The 18,288-nt window shown below is 75.2% G+C and carries 6 protein-coding genes; all 6 read right to left on the bottom strand.

Features of this window, described 5'->3' with window-relative positions:
* Window positions 1-125 precede the first annotated feature (125 nt).
* The 6 genes from ACIGAN_RS14495 to ACIGAN_RS14470 all read right to left on the bottom strand — a co-directional run bounded on the left by ACIGAN_RS14495 (window position 126) and on the right by ACIGAN_RS14470 (window position 18,284).
* Window positions 126-2,348, bottom strand: coding sequence for an MMPL family transporter (locus ACIGAN_RS14495; RefSeq protein WP_399857469.1), 2,223 nt, complete (start codon window positions 2,346-2,348; stop codon window positions 126-128).
* A gap of 341 nt (window positions 2,349-2,689) precedes the next feature.
* Window positions 2,690-3,457 carry a thioesterase II family protein gene (locus ACIGAN_RS14490; RefSeq protein ID WP_399857467.1) on the bottom strand — a complete coding sequence of 256 codons (768 nt, stop codon included), beginning with the start codon at window positions 3,455-3,457 and terminating at the stop codon, window positions 2,690-2,692.
* 25 nt (window positions 3,458-3,482) lie between these two features.
* Window positions 3,483-4,832 (bottom strand): lysine N(6)-hydroxylase/L-ornithine N(5)-oxygenase family protein, encoded by a 1,350-nt coding sequence (locus tag ACIGAN_RS14485; protein ID WP_399857465.1) that lies wholly within the window; start codon window positions 4,830-4,832, stop codon window positions 3,483-3,485.
* Between the two features lie 254 nt (window positions 4,833-5,086).
* Complete coding sequence (locus ACIGAN_RS14480; RefSeq protein ID WP_399857463.1) at window positions 5,087-8,290, bottom strand: AMP-binding protein; 3,204 nt, start codon at window positions 8,288-8,290, stop codon at window positions 5,087-5,089.
* Between the two features lie 135 nt (window positions 8,291-8,425).
* Window positions 8,426-11,548, bottom strand: coding sequence for a type I polyketide synthase (locus ACIGAN_RS14475; RefSeq protein ID WP_399857461.1), 3,123 nt, complete (start codon window positions 11,546-11,548; stop codon window positions 8,426-8,428).
* A gap of 1 nt (window position 11,549) precedes the next feature.
* Complete coding sequence (locus ACIGAN_RS14470) at window positions 11,550-18,284, bottom strand: type I polyketide synthase (protein WP_399857459.1); 6,735 nt, start codon at window positions 18,282-18,284, stop codon at window positions 11,550-11,552.
* Window positions 18,285-18,288 lie beyond the last annotated feature (4 nt).

The raw sequence follows: 18,288 nt of genomic DNA, 5'->3' as shown, positions 1-18,288 counted from the left end.
CCCCGCCCGCGGCCTCCCGGGGGCGGGGGGCCCCGCGCACCGCGGGCCGCCGCGGCGGGGGCCCGGCCGGGGGGGGGGGGGCCCCGGGGGGGGGGGGGCGGGGGGGCGGCCGCCGCGCGGGCCGGTCACGGGACGGGCACCTGCCGGGGTGCGGCCGGGGGCCGGTGCGCCAGCTTCTCGCCCTCCACGTCCATGTCGGGCAGGGCGCGGTCGAGCCACCGCGGCAGCCACCAGGCGCGGTCGCCGAGGAGGGCGAAGAGGGCGGGCACGATGGCCATGCGGACGACGAAGGCGTCGAAGAGCACCGCGAGCGCCAGCCCCAGGCCGATCATCCGCACGAAGACGTTGTCCTCCACGATGAACCCGGAGAAGACGCTGGTCATGATGAGCGCCGCCGCGGCGACCACCCGGCCGCCGTGCCGGAAGCCGGTGACGACCGCCTGGGGGGTCGGCTCCCCGTGGACGAAGGCCTCGCGCATCCGGGTCACCAGGAAGACCTCGTAGTCCATGGCGAGTCCGAAGACCACCCCGATCATGATGATCGGCATGGTGCTCATGATCGGGCCCGGCTGGTCCACGCCGACGATGTCGGCGAACCAGCCCCACTGGAAGATCGCCACGACGGCACCGAGCGCCGCGGACACCGACAGCAGGAATCCGAGGGCGGCCTTCAGCGGCACGGTGAGGGAGCGGAAGACGAGGACCAGCAGCAGGAAGGCGAGGCCCACCACGAGCGCGAGATACGGAAGCAGCGCGTCGTCGAGGGTCCGGGAGAAGTCGAGGAACATGGCCGTCTGCCCGCCGACCAGGATCTCGGCGTCGTGGGTGCGCGCGAAGCCGGACAGGTCGTCGCGCAGCTTCTCGACCAGCTGCCGGGTCCGGTCGTCCGTGGGCCCTTCCTCCGGCACGACGTTGATGATCGCGGTGTCGCCCGACGTGTTGGGCACGACCGGGCCCACCTCGGCGACTCCGGGTTCGCTGGACAGTTCGGCGGCGACGTCCTTGCCGACGCCGCGTGCCCCGTCCGCCGCGACGGTGACCAGCAGGGGACCGTTGAAACCGGGGCCGAAGGACTGCGACAGCATGTCGTAGGCCTTGCGCTGGGTGGTGTCGGGGGCCATGGTGCCCTCGCCGGGCAGGCCCAGTTCCAGCCGGGTCGCGGGCACGGCGACCGCACCGAGGCCGACCACGCCGACCAGCAGCACGACGAGCGGGCGGCGCAGGACGAAACCCGCCCAGCGGGAACCGAGGTTCGGCCGCTGCCGGGCCGCCGCCCGGTCGGCCTTGCGCTGCCGGCGCTCGGACAGCGGCTTGCCCGTGATCAGGTGCCGGTCGGCGCGGCGCAGCACCCGGACCGGGGCGAAGCCGAGCAGCGCGGGGACGAAGGTCACCGCGACCAGTACGGCGATCAGGACGGTGCCGGCCGCCGCCAGACCCATCTTGGTGAGCATCGGGACGTTGACGACGGCGAGGCCGGCGAGGGCGACGATGACGGTGAGGCCGGCGAAGACCACGGCCGAGCCGGCGGTGCCGACCGCCCGCGCCGCGGCCTCCTCCCGGTCCAGGCCCTCCAGCAGCTCGGTGCGGTAGCGGGAGACGATGAACAGGGCGTAGTCGATGCCGACGGCCAGGCCGATCATCAAGGCCAGGGTGGTGCTGGTGGAGGAGAGGCCGAGGGTGCTGCCGAGGGCGCCGATGGCGCTGACGCCGATGCCCACCCCCATCACGGCGGTGAGCAGGGGCATGCCCGCCGCCACCAGTGAGCCGAAGGTCACCAGCAGGATCAGGGCGGCGACGGCGACGCCGATGCTCTCGGCGGTGCCGCCGGCCGCCTGCTCCACGGGGACGGCGTCGCCGCCCATCTCGACCGTGAGCCCGCGCGCGCGGCCGTCGTCGGCGGCTTCGAGGAGGGCGTCGTGCGCCGTGTCGGACACCTCCAGCGCGCTCACCTCGTAGGTGACGACCGTGTAGGCGGTGGTGGCGTCCTCGCTGACGGCGTCCGACGCGAACGGATCGGTGGCCGCGGCCACCTGGGGGGCCTTCTTCAGGTCGGCGACGAGCGCGGCGACGCTTCTGCGGACCTCCGGATCGGTGACCTTGCCGCCGCCCGGCGCGCGGAGCGCGACCCGGGCCGAGGCTCCGTCGGCGCCGGCGGCCGGGAACTTCTCGTTCAGCAGGTCGACGGCCCGCTGCGACTCCGTACCCGGCATGGAGAAGGTGTCGGCGGGCGGAGGCGGCGCGGTCGAGGCCGCGGCGCCGGCACCGCCGAGGACGAGGAACCACAGCAGGACGGTGAGGCCTCGCCGCCGGAAGGCGAAGCGGCCGATGCGGTAGAGCAAGGTGGCCAAGGCGATTCAACTCCGGTGAGTGCGGACGATCGGCGGCACGCCGAACCAGCGCCATGATGACATCATCTGGCGCCACGTCTAGCACCGGATTGCGCCACCCTGGCGCAACACCGACGGCATCGAGGCAACGGCAGCCCAATGACCAGGAGACACCGCAGTTCACCGGGTGCGCATGGAACCGCCTTCGACCTCGGCGTGCGCGCCTCGCGCCCGACCCCCGCAGCGACGGGGCTTGCCATGGAGCCAAACAGGTGCCATGATGACACCACCGCGCCACCACGGCTCGGTGCCGTACGCGCGGGCCCCGGAGAGACATATCCCCCGGTCTCCGGGGCCCGCGTCTACGCCTTCTCCACGAGGTTCCGGACGGGCCGCAGCGCGTCCCGCAGGCCCGCCAGCACGGCGGGCTCCTGGGCCCGGAGATAGAAGTGCCCGCCCGGCAGGACCAGCAGCCGGAAGGCACCCCTGGTCACCTTTGCCCAGCCGCGCATCTGCTCCGGGGTCACCTCGGAGTCGTCCTCGCCGGTGTAGCCGTACACCGGGCAGTCCAGCGGCGGGTGGTCGCCCCCGGTGTACTCGTCCACCATCCGGTAGTCGGCGCGGATCGCCGGCATCAGGACCTCGCGCAGTTCCGGCTCCGCGAAGACCGCGGCCCTGCTCTCGTCGAAGCGCACGAGCCCCTCGACGATCTCCTCGTCCGTGCCGAACAGGCGGCGCCGGCCGTCCAGCAGTTGCGGCGGGCGCCTGCCGGACACGCACAGGGCGGCCGGCGGACGCCCCAGCGCGTGCAGGCGCACCGCCACCTCGTGGGCCACCGAGGCGCCCATGCTGTGGCCGAACAGCACCAGCCGGTGCCGCGACAGCTCGTCGAGTGCCTCCGTCACCTCGTCCGCCAGGGCCTCCAGCCCGGACGGGAACGGATCGCCGAGCCGGTCCTCGCGGCCCGGGTACCGCACGGCGAGCACGCCGACATCGGACGGCAGCCGCGCGCTCCAGCCGCCGTACGCGCTCGCCCATCCGCCGGCGTGCGGGAAGCAGACGAGCTTCGTCGCGCACCCGTCGTCGTCGTGGAAGCGGCGTATCCACCGTTCTTCGGCCAGGCTGCTCATCGCGTTCCCCTCGTCGGTCGGGCGTTCAGAGGAAGTCGCCACCGACCTCGGCGGGAACGGCGACCGGACTTCCGGCGATCCGCCCGGCACGCCGGGCGACGATCGAATCGGCTATCTCGCCGCTGCGGACGGCGATGTTCGACAGCAGCGAGGATGTCAGCCCGTGGCTGTGCTCGGTGCCGCCCTGCAGGTAGATGCCGCACCTCAACTCCGGGTCGGTGACGACACGGTAGTCCCGCTCGACGCGGTAGCGGCCGGCACCGTCGCGCACGCAGTAGCGGTCGAGCTCGCCGAGCAGGCCCGTGGGCTCCATGCCCTTGTACCCCGTCGCGCAGACGAGGGCGTCGCAGTCGAGTTCACGGACCTCGGCCTCGGGCCCCACCTGGAGGGAGACACGCGTCTCGGCGCCCACGCGCTTGACGCCGGTGACCCGCGTCAGGTTCAGGAACTGCAGCCGCTTGAACCCGCGCACCTCGTCGTCGTACGCCCTGCGGTACAGGTCCCGGATCACCTCGTCGTCGACGACCGAGTAGTTGGTGTTGCGGTGGTAGCGCCAGAACGCCTCACGGGCTTGGTCGGTGCCGAAGTAGTAGTCGTCGACGGCGCCGGGGTCGAAGATCTGGTTCGCGAAGGGCGTGTCGTCCGCGACCGAGTACCCGTAGGAGGGGATGACCGAGTACACCTCGGCGTGCGGGAGTTCGTCGTAGAGGAAGCGGGTGATCTCGGCGGCGCTCTGGCCGGCCCCGACCACCGCCACCCGGCGCAGCGCCGACGGGTCCATCCGGCGGTACTTGTCGAGGAACTCCGAGCTGTGCCACACCCGTTCGTCCCGCTCGGTGCCCTCGGGCATGCTCGGGACCAGGCCCGTGGAGACCACCACGTTCCGCGTCTCGATCACGCGCCCGGCCCGGTGCTGCCCGTCCGCGATCTCCAGCCGCAGGCGGTCGTCCTGCGGGACGTCGCCCGGGACGAGCCGGATCGACGTCACCTCCGAGCCGTAGCGGACCCGGTCGGCGACGCGGGCCTGCGCCCACTCCAGGTACTGGTGGAACTCCTCGCGGGTGGGGAAGAAGTCCTGGTTGTTGACGAACTGCGGGAGCCGCCCCGAGGCGTGCAGGAACGCGACGAAGCTGTAACTCGACGTCGGATTGCGGAAGGTGACCAGGTCCTTGAGGAAGGAGATCTGCATGGTCGCCGACGGCAGCAGCATGTTGCGGTGCCAGCCGAAGGAGGACTGGCGCTCCAGGAACAGGGCGCTGACCTCCCCCTCCTGACCGCTCGTCCAGTGTTCCCGCAGGGCGATGGCGAGCGACAGGTTGGACGGACCGAACCCGATGCCGACCACGTCGTGGATGTGGTGTTCACGCTGACTCATAGAGGACTCTCCCGCTGGCATGGCGGCGCGATGCGCCGTCCGCATCGTCGACCGGTGATCTTCCGCGCCCAGCAGAACCGACGTGGGGGCGGGCTGTGACGTCCCTCGGGAGCCGCCGGCCCGGTGCGGCACGAGGGGCCTTCACGCGCCGGACACGGCCGGCGTCTGTCCCGTCGGCGGGACAGCGAAGTCGTCTCCTCCCATTGTCCCGGGCCGGACGGGGAGGGGGAATGGGCGGCGGTCCGCCCGCGCGCTCACAGCACCTGGCCGTCCTTGGTCCGCCGGCGCAGAGCGGGCCGGCTCGACGGGGCCACGTCCCCCCACAGGTCCGAGAGACCGGCGATGGTGCGCGCCGCGAACAGCTTGCGGATGGACACCTCCTGGTTCAGCTCGGCGCGGATCAGGCCGACCAGGCGGATCGCCCGCAGCGAGTTGCCGCCGATGTCGAAGAAGTCGTCGTCGATGCCGACCCGCGCCACCTCCAGCACGTCGGCGAACGCCCCGGCCAGGACCCGCTCGGTGTGGTTGCGCGGCGCCCGGTAGGAGTCGCCGCCGGACCACGGCTCCGGCAGGGCCGCACGGTCCGTGCGTCCGTCCGCGGTGACCGGCAGACGGTCCAGCACCACGAACACCGACGGGACCATCGCCTCCGGCAGCCGCCCGGCGGCGAACGCGCGGAGCTCCTCGGCCGTCGGGGCGGCCGCACCGCCCGCGACCACGTAGGCCACCAGCCTGTCCTGCCCGGCCTCGTCCCGTGTGACCTCGGCGAGCACCCGGGCCACCGCGGGGTACTCGGCCAGGGCGTCCTCGACCTCGGCCGGCTCGATGCCGAAACCGCGTACGTCCGCCCGGGCGCCGGCCCGTCCCACGTACGCGAAGCGGCCCTCCTCGTCCCGGCGCACCCGGTGCCCCGTCCGGTACATGCGCCCGCCGGGCGGGCCGAACGGGCAGGCCACGAAGTGCGCGGCCGTCTGCCCGGGCCGCCCCGGACGGCCGCGCGCCACGCCGGGCCCGGCCAGGTACAGCTCCCCCGCCACCCCGGGCGGGACCGGCACCAGCCCCGGGCCCAGGACGTGCGGCACCGTGTGGTCCAGGGGCCTGCCGCCGGCGGGTGCCGAGTGGCCGGGCGCCTCGGCGGCCGGGGGATGCCGCACGGCGAACGAGGCCGCCTCGACCGGGCCGTGGACGTCGACGACCGTCAGGTCCGGGCAGGCCTCGCGGACGCGCCGCACCGCGGCCGGCGGGACACGCTCCCCACCGGTCCACACCTCCCGCAGCCCGGCCAGGCGTTCGGGACGGTCGGCCGCGAGCGCCGAGAAGACGTCCGCGGTCAGCCGTACGGTGGTGATCTGGTGGGTCTCCCGCAGTGCGGGCAGGGCGTCGGCGTCCAGTTCGCCCGGCGGGGCCGGCACGATCCGGCCGCCGTGGACCAGCGGCGCCCAGACGTCGAGGGCGGCCGCGCCGGCGGTGATCGGGGCGTGCCACAGCACGGTCCCGCCGGCCCCGTCGCGCCAGTGGCGGTCCAGGACGAACCGCTCCAGGGTGCGGTGCGTGACGGCGACTTCGGCGACCGAACCGTCCGGTGCCGGACCGGGGAGCACGGCCAGCAGCCGGCCGGGGTGCGGCGCCGGCAGGGCGGTGTCCGTCCCGTCGTCGCCGGTCTCGGCGCACAGCTCGTCCAGGAGCAGGACCGTGCGCTGCGGACCGGCCGGGAGCGCCGCGGCGGTCGCGGCGTCGGTGAGCAGGACGCCGGGCCCGGCCGCGGTGCCGCCCCACGCCGGACCCGCGGGGTCGACGGGCAGATAGGCGCCGCCCGCGCGCACCACCCCCAGCAGGGCGACGACCAGTTCCACCGACCGGGGCAGCGCGACCGCCACGACCGTCTCGGGGCCGACCTGCCGGGCGTGCAGCGCCCGGGCCAGGTGGCCGGAGCGCTCGGCGAGTTCGCCGTACGTCACCGTGGTGTCGCCGGACACCATCGCGACGGCGCCGGGGGCGCGGGCGGCCTGGTGGTCGAACAGGTCGAGGACCGTCGCCCCCGGCAGGGACGTGCCGGTGCCCTCCGCCACCGGCGGCCGGTGCCGCTCGGTGCCGCGCAGCGCGCGCAGGGCACCGACCGGGGTCTGCGCGGGGGCGGCCAGGACGGCCCGGACGTGGTCGAGCAGGTCCTCTCCGACGGCACGCAGCTCGGCCCGGGAGTACAGGTCCGCCGGGGCGTCGAGCCGCAGGAACAGGTCGCTGTCGGGGCTCCCGTCGGTGCAGAAGCCGATCGACAGTTCGTCGAAGGTGCCGGTGGTCGCGGAGAAGTAGCGCGCCGGGTGCCCGCCGAAGCGGAGCTGTTCCACGAAGTCCACGACGTTCAGCACCGCCCCGAAGCTGCCCCGGCCGCTGAGGACGGTGCCGCACGCGCGCTGGATGTCGGAGTAGTGGCAGCCGGTCTGCCCGAAGACCTCGTACGTCTCGTCGACCACCGCGTCGGCGATCCGTGCGAACGGCGCTCCGAGCGGCACGCTCATCCGCAGCGGCACCACGTTGACCGCGAGACCGGGGGTCCGGCCCGCCGCCCCCGCGCGGTTCCCCACGGCCAGCGACAGGAGGAACTCGGGGCGGTCGCAGCGGTGGCGCAGGAAGACGGCGGCGGCCGCGGTCAGCAGCGAGGACATCCACACGCCGAGGGACTTGGCGGTCTCGGTCCAGGCATCCGCCTCGGCCCGTGGGACGGTCAGCGTCCGGCTCACCATGCCGATGGCCCCGGCCACCTCCGACCAGCGGTCGGCGCCGCTCAGCGGCTCGGAGAGCCGGGCGCGCCGGGCGTCGGACAGGGCCACGCCCGGCACCTGTGCGGGCGGGGGCGCGTCCGCCAGGTGGGCGCGCCAGAACGCGGTGTCCTCGGCAGCCTTCCCTGAGGCGGTGTAGTCCTCGGCCAGGGCCGCGTAGGAGGCGACGTCCCACGGGTGGGCGGGGTCGGGCACCGGGGAGCCCGCCGCCAGCGCGGTGTACACCTCGGCGATGCGGCGCGACAGCAGACCGCCGGCGCCGTAGCCGTCCGAGACGAGGTGGTGGTAGGAGATCACCACCAGGGAGCTGGCCGGGGCGAGGGTGACCACGCCGAGCCGCAGGAGCAGGTCCCGCTCCAGGTCGTAGGGGAGGCGCACCATGCGGGCCAGTGCCTCGCGCGCGGCCTGCTCGGGGTCGGTCTCACCGCTCAGGTCGAGGTGGAAGGGCCGCCAGTCGCCGAGTTCCCGGGGGACCATGCGCAGGCCGCCGCCGTCGTCGAGGAAGGTGACCCGCAGGACCTCCGCCTCGTCCAGCACGCGCAGCATGGCCGCTTCCATGACCGGGATGTCCAGTTCACCGTCCACCTCCCACATGGCCAGCGCGTGATTGAGCAGGTCGGGCGCCATCTGCTGCGCCAGCCACATTCCTTGGTGCGCGGACGACGCATCGAACGAAGGCACGCGAATCAACCCCTCGGCACAGGCCATGGAACGGAACGAACGGATGGAACGGGACGAACGGAACTACCGGAGTGAACGGACCGCACGGAACGTACGGACGGGGCAGGGACCGCGGGCCCGGCAGGGCGCGCGGTGTCACGCGGGGTCGCCTTCGGCCAGGGTGGACAGGATGTGCCGGGCGATCAGCCGCGGAGACGGGTGGCGCAGCACCAGGTTCGCGCGGAGCTTGAGTCCCGTGCTCGCGGCGAGGCGTTTGCTCAGTTCGACCGAGAGCAGCGAGTCGAACCCGAACTGCCGGAACTCCCCGTCGGGGTCCAGGGCGTCGGCCGAGGCGTGGCCGAGGACGGCTGCGGCCCGGTCGAGGACGTGGCCGAGGACGATCGCCTCCGCGTCGCCGCCGGACCGGCCGGCCAGCAGCTCCGGCAGAGCGACCGGGGCGCCGTCGGCGGGGGCCTGGTCCGTCGCCGGGGGCAGTTCCACCGTCACGGCCGGGTGCGCGGAGCTCAGCCAGTAGCGCTGCCGGTCGAAGGCGTAGGTCGGCAGTTCCACGCGCCGCCCCCCGCCGACCAGAGCCTCCCAGTCCACGCGCCCGCCGCGGACGTGCAGTCGGGCCAGCGAGTCCAGCACGGCGTCGGCCTCCTGCCGGTCGCGCCGGGTGGAGGACAGGACCACGGCGTCGTCCAGGTCCTCCACCATCTCCTGCACCGGATAGGTCAGTACGGGATGGGGGCTCATCTCCACGAACACCCGGAACCCGTCGTCGGCCAGCTGCCGCACGGAGGTCTCGAAGCGGACGGTCTCGCGCAGATTGGCGTACCAGTAACCGGCGTTCAGTTCCGCGGTGTCCGTCCTGCGGCCGTGCAGGGTGGAGTAGAAGGGCAGCGCGGACGTCCTCGGGGTCACGCCGGCGAGCCGGCCGAGCACCTGGTCGCGGACCCGGGCGACCTGCGGCGAGTGGGAGGCGTAGTCCACGGCTATCCGCCGGGCCTGGACGCCCTCGGCGGTCATCTTCCCGACGAACTCGTCGAGGGCCTGCGGTTCCCCCGACACCACCACCGAGCGGGGGCCGTTGACGACGGCGAGGCTCACCCGGTCGCCCCAGGGTGCCAGGCGCGCCCGGACCAGGTCCGCGGACTCCGTGACGGACGCCATGCCGCCGTGGCCGACGAGAGCGGTCAGGGCGCGGCTGCGCAGCGCCACGACCCTGGCGGCGTCGCGCAGGGACAGCGCGCCGCACACGTGGGCGGCGGCGATCTCGCCCTGGCTGTGCCCGATCACCGCGGCCGGTTCGACACCCCAGGACCGCCACAGGGCGGCCAGGGAGACCATGACCGAGAACAGGGCCGGCTGCACCACGTCGACCCGGTCCAGCGTGGGTGCCCCCTCGGCGCCGTGCACCACGTCGAGCAGCGACCAGTCGGTCCACTCGGCCAGGGCGTCCGCGCACGCGTCGAGGGAGCGGGCGAACTCCGGGAACGCGGCGTACAGCTGCCGTCCCATGCCGGCCCACTGCGAGCCCTGGCCGGGGAACATGAAGGCGACCGGGCCGAGGTCGGCGGCGACCCCGCGCACCACTGCGCCGGCGTCGGTTCCGTCGCGCAGCGACGCCAGGCCGCTCAGCAGTTCCCGCCGGTCGCGGCCGAGGACGACCGCGCGGTGCGCGAAGCGCGAGCGGCCGGAGACCAGCGACCAGGCGGTATCGGCGAGGTCCGTGCCGGCGGCGGCGAAGTCGTGCAGCCGGCCCGCCTGCCGTGCCAGGGCCGCCGCGTCCCTGCCCGAGACGACCCACGGCACGAGGCCACCGGCCGGGGCCGGGCCGGGGCCGCCCCGCTCCGCCGGCTCCCGCAGGGGCTCCTCGAGGATGACGTGGGCGTTGGTGCCGCTGACGCCGAACGACGACACGCCGGCCAGGCGGGGACCGTCCCGCTCGGGCCACGCGCGCCCCTCCTCCAGCAGCCGCACCGCCCCGGACGACCAGTCGACGTGCCGGGAGGGCGTGTCCACGTGCAGTGTCTTCGGCAGCCAGCCGTGGCGCATGGCGAGCACGGCCTTGATGACGCCGCCGACCCCGGCCGCGGCCTGGGCGTGGCCGATGTTGGACTTGAGGGATCCGAGCCACAGCGGCCGGTCGCGCTCCCGGTCCTGCCCGTAGGCCGCCAGTAGGGCGCCCGCCTCGATGGGGTCGCCCAGGACGGTCCCGGTGCCGTGCGCTTCGACCAGGTCGACCTGCGCGGCGGAGACGCGCGCGTTGGCCAGGGCCGTGCGGATCACCTGCTCCTGCGCCAAGCCGTTGGGGGCGGTCAGCCCGTTGCTGGCCCCGTCCTGGTTCACCGCGCTGCCGCGCAGGACGGCCAGCACCGTGCGGCCGTTGCGCCGGGCGTCGGAGAGCCGTTCGAGGAGCAGGACGCCGGCGCCCTCCGCCCAGCCGGTGCCGTCGGCCCCGTCCGCGAAGGCCCTGCACCGCCCGGTGGGGGACAGCGCCCGCTGCCGGGAGAACTCCACGAAGATCGCGGGGGTGGGCATCATCGACGCCCCGCCCGCCAGCGCGAGCGAGCACTCCCCCGAGCGCAGCGACTGCGCCGCCATGTGCAGGGCGACCAGCGACGACGAGCAGGCGGTGTCCAGGGACACCGCCGGTCCGGTCAGGCCCAGGTGGTAGGCGACCCGGCCGGACGCGACGCTGAGGGCGCTGCCGTACAGCAGATGGCCCTCCAGTTCGCCGTGCTGCGCCTCCAGGAAGCGCCAGCCGTACTCGGAGGAGCTGACGCCGGTGAAGACGCCGACGTCGGTGCCGCGCACGTCGGCGGGGACGATGCCGGCCCGTTCGAAGGCCTCCCAGGAGGTCTGCAGCAGCAGCCGGTGGTGCGGGTCGACCGTCAGCGCCTCGCGCGGGCTGATGCCGAAGAACCCCGCGTCGAAGTCCGCCACGCCGTCCAGGAAGCCTCCCTCGTGGGTGCAGGAACGGCCCACGGCGGCGGGGTCCGGGTCGTAGACGTCGCGCCAGCCGCGGTCCTGCGGGAACTCGTCCACGGCGTCGACGCCGTCGCGCACCAGGGTCCACAGGTCCTCGGGCGACGAGACGCCTCCCGGGTAGCGGCACGCCATCGCGACCACGGCGATCGGCTCGGTGTGCCGGGCCTTCAGTGCCTCGTTCTCCTGGCGGAGGCGGTCGCGCTCGTGCAGCAGGGTGCGCAGTGCGCGCTGCACCCGGTCCGCGTCGTTCGCGCCGTCCGCGGTGCGGTCTGCGGAGTCGTCCATGTCACTTCCCCGTCTCGTCCAGGGCCAGGTCGACCAGGGCGTCGATGTCGAGACCCGTCAGCGCCGCCGCGCCCGGGCCGTCCTGCGGGTCGTGCCCGGCCTCGGGGCCGGGCCGGGCGGGGCCGGCGCAGGCCAGCACCGGTTCGAGCAGCCCCGCCTCGCGCAGCCGGTCGATCGGGACGGTCCGCAGCACCTCCCGGATCGCGGCGTCCTCGTCCGGTTCGGTCCGGGCCGCCGGGCGCACCAGGCCGCTCAGGTGCAGCCCCAGTTCGCGCGGCGTGGGGTAGCTGAAGACCAGGGTGGTCGGCAGGCGCAGTCCGGTCGCGGCGCCCAGGCGGTTGCACAGTTCGACCGAGGTGAGCGAGTCGAATCCCATGGGCGTGAACGCCTGGTCCGCGTCGACGGCCGTGCCGGAGGGGTGCCCCAGCACCAGGGCGACCTGGTCCCGGACGAAGTCGAGGACGGCGGTCTGCGCCTCGTGCTCCGGGAGCGCGGCCAGGGCGGCGGGCAGTCCGGGTGCGAGGGCCCGCTCGGGGGCGGCCGTCCGGGGGCGGCGGGCCCGGCCCGCGTCGGCCGTCTCGCGCAGCAGGGGCGGCCGTTCGTCGCGCGGCAGGGCGCGCAGCGCGGCGAGGTCCAGCCGGGCCGGGACGAGGACCGGCGCGCCGTGCGCGCACGCCGCGTCGAACAGGTCCAGCGCGTCGGGGGTCGGCATGGCGGCGACACCCATCCGCCTCACCCGCGACAGGTCGGCCTGGTCCAGATGCCCGGTCATGCCGCTGCGCTGCTCCCACCAGCCCCAGCCCAGCGACGTGCCGGGAAGGCCGGCGGCCCTGCGGCGCACCGCCAGGGCGTCCAGGAAGCCGTTGGCCGCGGCGTAGGCGGCCTGTCCCGCGGCGCCGAGCGTGCCGGCGAGCGCGGAGAACAGCACGAACGCGCTCAGCGGGCGCCCGCGGGTCAGTTCGTCGAGGTGGGCCGCGCCGCCGGCCTTGGCGCGCAGCGCCCGGTCGAGCCCGTCCGCGGTGAGCGCTGCGACGGTGCCGTCGGCCAGTTCCCCGGCCGTGTGCACGACCGCGGTCGGCGCAGCGGGCAGGCCGGCGAGCAGCTCCGCCACCGCGGCCCGGTCCGAGACGTCGCACTCCACGACCTTCACCGTCGCGCCCGCGGCCACGAGGTCCGACACCAGCGCGGCGGCTCCCTCGGCGGCCATGCCGCGGCGGCTGGCCAGCACCAGGCTGCGCACCCCGCGCGCCGTCACGAGATGGCGCGCCACCAGCGATCCCACGCCCCCGGTCCCGCCGGTGACCAGGACGGTCCCGCCGCCGAAGTCGTCGGCCAGCTCCAGGACGAGCTTGCCGGTGTGCCGTCCCTGGCTCATCTCGCGGAACGCGCCGCGGGCGTCGCGGACGTGCCGGACGGAGACCGGGTTGAAGCGCAGCCGCTCCTGGGCGAACAGGTCCATGACGGCCCGGAACATCGCGTGGATCCGGTCCGGGCCCGCCTCGTAGAGGTCGAAGGCCTGGTAGGTGACGCCCGGGTGGTCGGCCGCGACCCGGGCGGGGTCGCGGATGTCGGTCTTGCCCATCTCGATGAAGCTGCCGCCGGCGGGGAGCAGGGTCAGCGAGGCGTCGACGTGGGCGTGTGCGAGGGAGTTCAGCACGACGTCCACGCCGCGGTCGCCGGTGGCCCGCCGGAAGGCGGTGGCGAACTCCAGGTCCCGCGAGGAGGCGAGGTGGTCGTCGTCCAGCCCCATGGCCCGCAGGGCGGGCCATTTGGCGGGGCTCGCGGTGGCGTACGTCTCGGCGCCGATGTGCCGCGCCAGCTGGACGGCGGCCATGCCGACACCGCTGGCCGCGGCGTGGATGAGGATCCGTTGCCCCTTCTCCAGCCCGGCGAGGTGCACGAGCGCGTGGTACGCGGTGAGGAAGGCGCCCGGCACGGACGCCGCCTCCGCGTGGCTCCAGCCGTCGGGGACGGGGACGAGCAGGCGGTGGTCGGCCACGGCCACACGGCCGAAGGCGCCGGTGAAGATGCCGGTCACCCGGTCGCCCGGGGTCAGGCCCGGCACGTCGTCCGCCACCTCCAGGACGGTCCCGGAGCCCTCGCTGCCGAGTCCGGCGTCGATGGCGGTCCGTTCCACCAGGCCGAGGGCGATGGTGACGTCGCGGAAGTTGAGCCCCGCGGTGTGCACGGCGACCCGTACCTGCCCGCTGGTGAGGGGCGCCTCGACTTCGGGGCAGGGGACCCAGGCCAGGTTCTCCAGTGTCCCCTTGTCCGGGATGCCGAGCCGGTGGGGTCCGGGCGGGGGCGGCTCGATCCGGCCGTGCGCGGGCGCGGCCGGTGCCAGGCGGGGGGCGAGGCACTGCCCGTCGCGCAGGGCCAGTTGGTCCGCGTCGAGGGCGAGCGCGTCCGGGAGGCGGTCCCAGGAGCTCTGCTCGTCGTCGATGTCCACCAGCCGGAACCGGCCGGGGTGTTCGGTCCGGGCGGAGCGCAGCAGGCCCCAGGCGGAGGCGCCCTGGAGGCTCCCGCCGCCCTGGAGGCCGCCGGTGTCCTGGGCCAGGCGCGTGAGGAGGACCAGGGTGGCCCCGGCGCAGCGTTCGTCGGCGAGGAACCGCTGGACCGCGTCGAGGACGCGCAGGCCGGTGCGGCGGACCGCGCCGAGCGGACCGGCGTCCCCGGCCGCGCCGGGGCCGTCGGGGGCGTCAGTGCGGTCGGTGCCGTCGGTGCGATCGGTGCCCTCGGTGCCGTCGGGGGCCGCTTCGGGGTCGTGCGGGCCGTCGTCGTCCAGGCAGAGGACGATCTGCGCGGGCTCCGCGCCCGTGAGGGCACCGCCCGACACGGCGTCCTCCAGGGACCGGCACCGCACGGCGGACGGGCCGGCCGCACCGGCGGCCCGGGCCGCCAGGCCGTCCGGCGCACCGACGACGATCCGCGTCCCGCCGGTGGCCGGGCCCGCGCCCGGCGGGACCGGCTGCCACTCCACCGCGAACAGCGCGGACCCGTGCGCGCCGCGCCCCGCGCGGACCTGCTCGGGGCCGGCCGGCCGGAAGGTCAGCGCACCGATGCGGGCGACCGTCCGCCCCTGATCGTCGGCGACCAGCACGGACACCGCGCCGTCCCCGGCCGGGGAGATCCGCACCCGCACGGCCGGGCCGCATTCCCCGGCCGCGTCGACCCCGCTCCACGAGAAGGGCATCCAGCCCCTGGCACCGTCCACGGCGATGACCTCGCCGGCCACCACCGCGTGCAGCACGGAGTCCAGCAGCGCGGGGTGCAGGGCGAAGCCGTCGCCGGCCGGCGTGCCGTCCGTCCGCGGCAGCGTCGCGGTCGCGAAGAGGTCCTCACCCCGCCGCCACACCTCGCGCAGGCCGCGGAACGCGGGGCCGTAGTCGAAGCCGGCGTCCGCGAAGGAGTCGTACAGCTGCGTGATGTCGATCCGCCCCGCGCCGGGCGGGGGCCACACGGCGAGCGGCGCCGCGTCCTCGCCGTCCCCGAAGCCGGGTGCCGCGGCGGGCGCCAGACGGCCCGTCACGTGCCGGGTCCAGCCACCGGGTGCCGGGCCGTCCTCGCCGGAGTGCGAGAAGACCTCCAGCGGGCGGCGTCCCGTCTCGTCGGCGGCGCCGGCGACGATCCGCACCCGCACCTCCCCGGAGTCCGGCACGACCAGGGGCACTTCGAGGGAGAGTTCCTCGACGGCGGGTGCGCCGGCCCGGCGGCCCGCCGACAGGGCGAGGTCCAGGTGGGCCGTCGCCGGTACGACGACCGCGCCGAACACGGTGTGGTCGGCCAGCCAGGCCTGCGTCCGCAGGGACCACCGGCCGGTGAGGACGACCTCGCCGGTGCCGGGGAGGTCGACCTCGGCTCCGAGCAGCGGGTGATCGGCCGCGCTGAGCCCGGCGGCGGACAGGTCCGACCGGCCCGCGACGGCCCGGAAGTCCAGCCAGTAGCGCTGCCGCTGAAAGGCGTACGTCGGCAGGTCCACCGCTCCGCCCGCCGGGAGCAGGGCGCCGAGGTCCACGTCCACGCCCCGCACGTGCAGCCGGGCCAGTGCCGCGACGAACGCCTCCCGCGGTGCGCGGTCCCGGCGCGACACCGGTACGACCAGCACGTCGTCGGCGCCCTCGTGGGCGAAGGCCTCCTGGGTGAGGCCCGCCAGCGCGGAGCCGGGGCCCACGTCGACGAAGACGTCCGCGCCGGACTCGCGGGCGTGCCGCAGCGCCTCGTGGAAGCGGACGGGTTCGCGCACGTGGCGCACCCAGTGCGCGACGGACGTCAGCTCCCCGGCGGTGGCCTCGCGGCCCAGCAGGGACGAGACCACGGGGATCCGCGCGGCGCCGCCGCCGAGTTCGCCGAGGGAGGCCGCGAAGGCGTCCAGGACGGGGTCCATCAGCGGGGAGTGGAACGCGTGACCGACGGCGAGCAGCTTCGCGGAGGTTCCGCCCGCGACCAGCCGGTCGCGCAGGGCGTGGACCTGGTCGCGGACGCCCGAGACGACGACCGACGCGGGGCCGTTGACGGCGGCGACGCCCACCCGGTCGTAGCCGGCGAGCAGGGCCCGCACCTCGTCCTGCGGTGCCCGTACGGCCAGCATCGCGCCGGGCTCCCGGACGGTCTGCATGATCCTGCCGCGGGCGGCCACGAGCCGGGTGGCACCGTCCAGGTCGAGGGCGCCGCTGACGTGGGCGGCGGCGATCTCGCCGACCGAGTGGCCGATGAGCCGGCCCGGGGGCGGGCCGTAGTGCGTGATCAGGCGGTACAGGGCGACCTGGAGGGCGAACAGCGCCGGCTGGGCGAGGTCGGTGCGGTCGGTCAGGTCGTCGGCGGGCCGGTCGGACAGCAGCAAGGGCTGGAGGGCGAAGGGCAGATGGGCGTCGAAGCGGGCGCACACCTCGTCGAGGCTCCGGGCGAAGACCGGGAAGGCGTCGTACCAGCGTGCCGCCGCGCCGGCCCAGCGGGAGCCCTGCCCGGGGAACAGGAAGACGGTGCCGCCGCTTTCCCCGGCGATCCCGCGCACCACGTCGGCGGACTCGGTGCCCTCGCCGAGCGCCGTGAGACCGCGCAGCACATCGTCGCGCTCGTGGCCGAGCACCACCGCGCGGTGCTCGAACCGGGCCCGGGTCGACGCCAGCGAGCGTCCCACGGCGGCGATGTCGGCCCGCGGGTCGGCGAGTGCGAAGCCGTGCAGCTTGCGCGCCTGGGCCCGCAGCGCCCCGGCGGAACGCGCGGAGACGATCCACGGCACCACCGTGGCCTGCTCCGCGGCCTGCCCCGTCGGGCGGCCGGCGGTGGACGCGCCCCCGGCGGGTGCCTCGCCGGCCGGCTCGTCCGCGGCGGCGGGCGTCACCTCGGCGGGGGCCTCCTCCAGGATCAGGTGCGCGTTGGTGCCGCTGGCGCCGAAGGCGGACACCCCCGCCCTTCGGGGGCGGCCCGGGGCACTGGGCCACTGCATGGCCCCGGTCAGCAGTTCCACCGCCCCGGCCGACCAGTCCACATGGGTGCTGGGGCGGTCCACGTGCAGGGTCTTGGGCATGGTCCGGTGCCGCATCGCCATGATCATCTTGATGACCCCGCCGACGCCGGCGGCCGCCTGCGCGTGGCCGATGTTGGACTTCAGCGATCCCAGCCACAGCGGCCGGTCGCGCTCGCGGTCCTGCCCGTAGGTGGCGAGCAGCGCCTGCGCCTCGATCGGGTCGCCCAGCCTGGTCCCCGTGCCGTGTGCCTCCACCACGTCGACGTCGCTCGCCCGCACCCGGGCGTTGGCCAGCGCGGCGCGGATCACCCGCTGCTGCGACGGGCCGTTGGGCGCGGTCAGGCCGTTGGACGCGCCGTCCTGGTTGATCGCCGAGCCCCTGATCAGCGCCCAGACGCGGCGTCCGTTGCGCCGCGCGTCCGACAGCCGCTCCAGGACCAGGACCCCGGCGCCCTCGGAGAACCCGGCGCCGTCCGCCGTGTCGGAGAACGCCTTGCACCGGCCGTCGGGCGCGAGTCCGCGCTGCCGGGACATCTCACGCAGGACCTGTGTGGTCGCCATGACGGTGACTCCCCCGGCGAGGGCGAGCCCGCACTCGCCCTGCCGCAGCGACTGCACCGCCTGGTGGATCGCCACCAGGGACGACGAGCACGCGGTGTCGGTCGACACCGCGGGTCCCTCCAGGCCGAGGACGTAGGCGACGCGTCCGGACGCCACGCTCAGCAGGGAACCGGTCTGGCCGTAGCCGGAGATGACCTCGGGGGTGGTGTGGTGGTCGCCGTAGCCGAAGTAGGCGAGGCCCGCGAAGACACCGGTGGCGCTGCCGCGCAGGGTCCGCGGGTCGATGCCGGAGCGTTCCAGGGACTCCCAGGAGGTCTCCAGCAGCAGCCGCTGCTGCGGGTCGGCGGCCAGCGCCTCGCGCGGGTTGATGCCGAAGAACTCCGCGTCGAAGTCGCCCGCGTCGGGCAGGAAGCCGCCGGAGCGCGCGTAACTCGTGTCGGGCCGGTCCGGATCGGGGTCGTACAGGGCGTCCAGGTCCCAGCCGCGGTCCTCGGGGAGGCCGGCCACCGCGTCGCGGCCCGCACGCACCAGCTCCCACAGCTCCTCCGGGGACGCCGCCCCGCCCGGGAAGCGGCAGGCGGCGCCGACGACCGCGATGGGCTCGGCGGCGGCCTCCGTCAGCTCCTCCAGCCGCCGGCGGGTCTCGATCAGCTCGATCGAGGTCCGCTTGAGGTAGTCGAGAACCTCGGCGTTGTTGTCGTCACTCATCGCT

The organism is Streptomyces sp. NPDC085931 (assembly GCF_044540565.1).
Taxonomy (GTDB): Bacteria; Actinomycetota; Actinomycetes; order Streptomycetales; family Streptomycetaceae; genus Streptomyces.
This window is presented reverse-complemented; position numbering and strand designations above follow the sequence as displayed.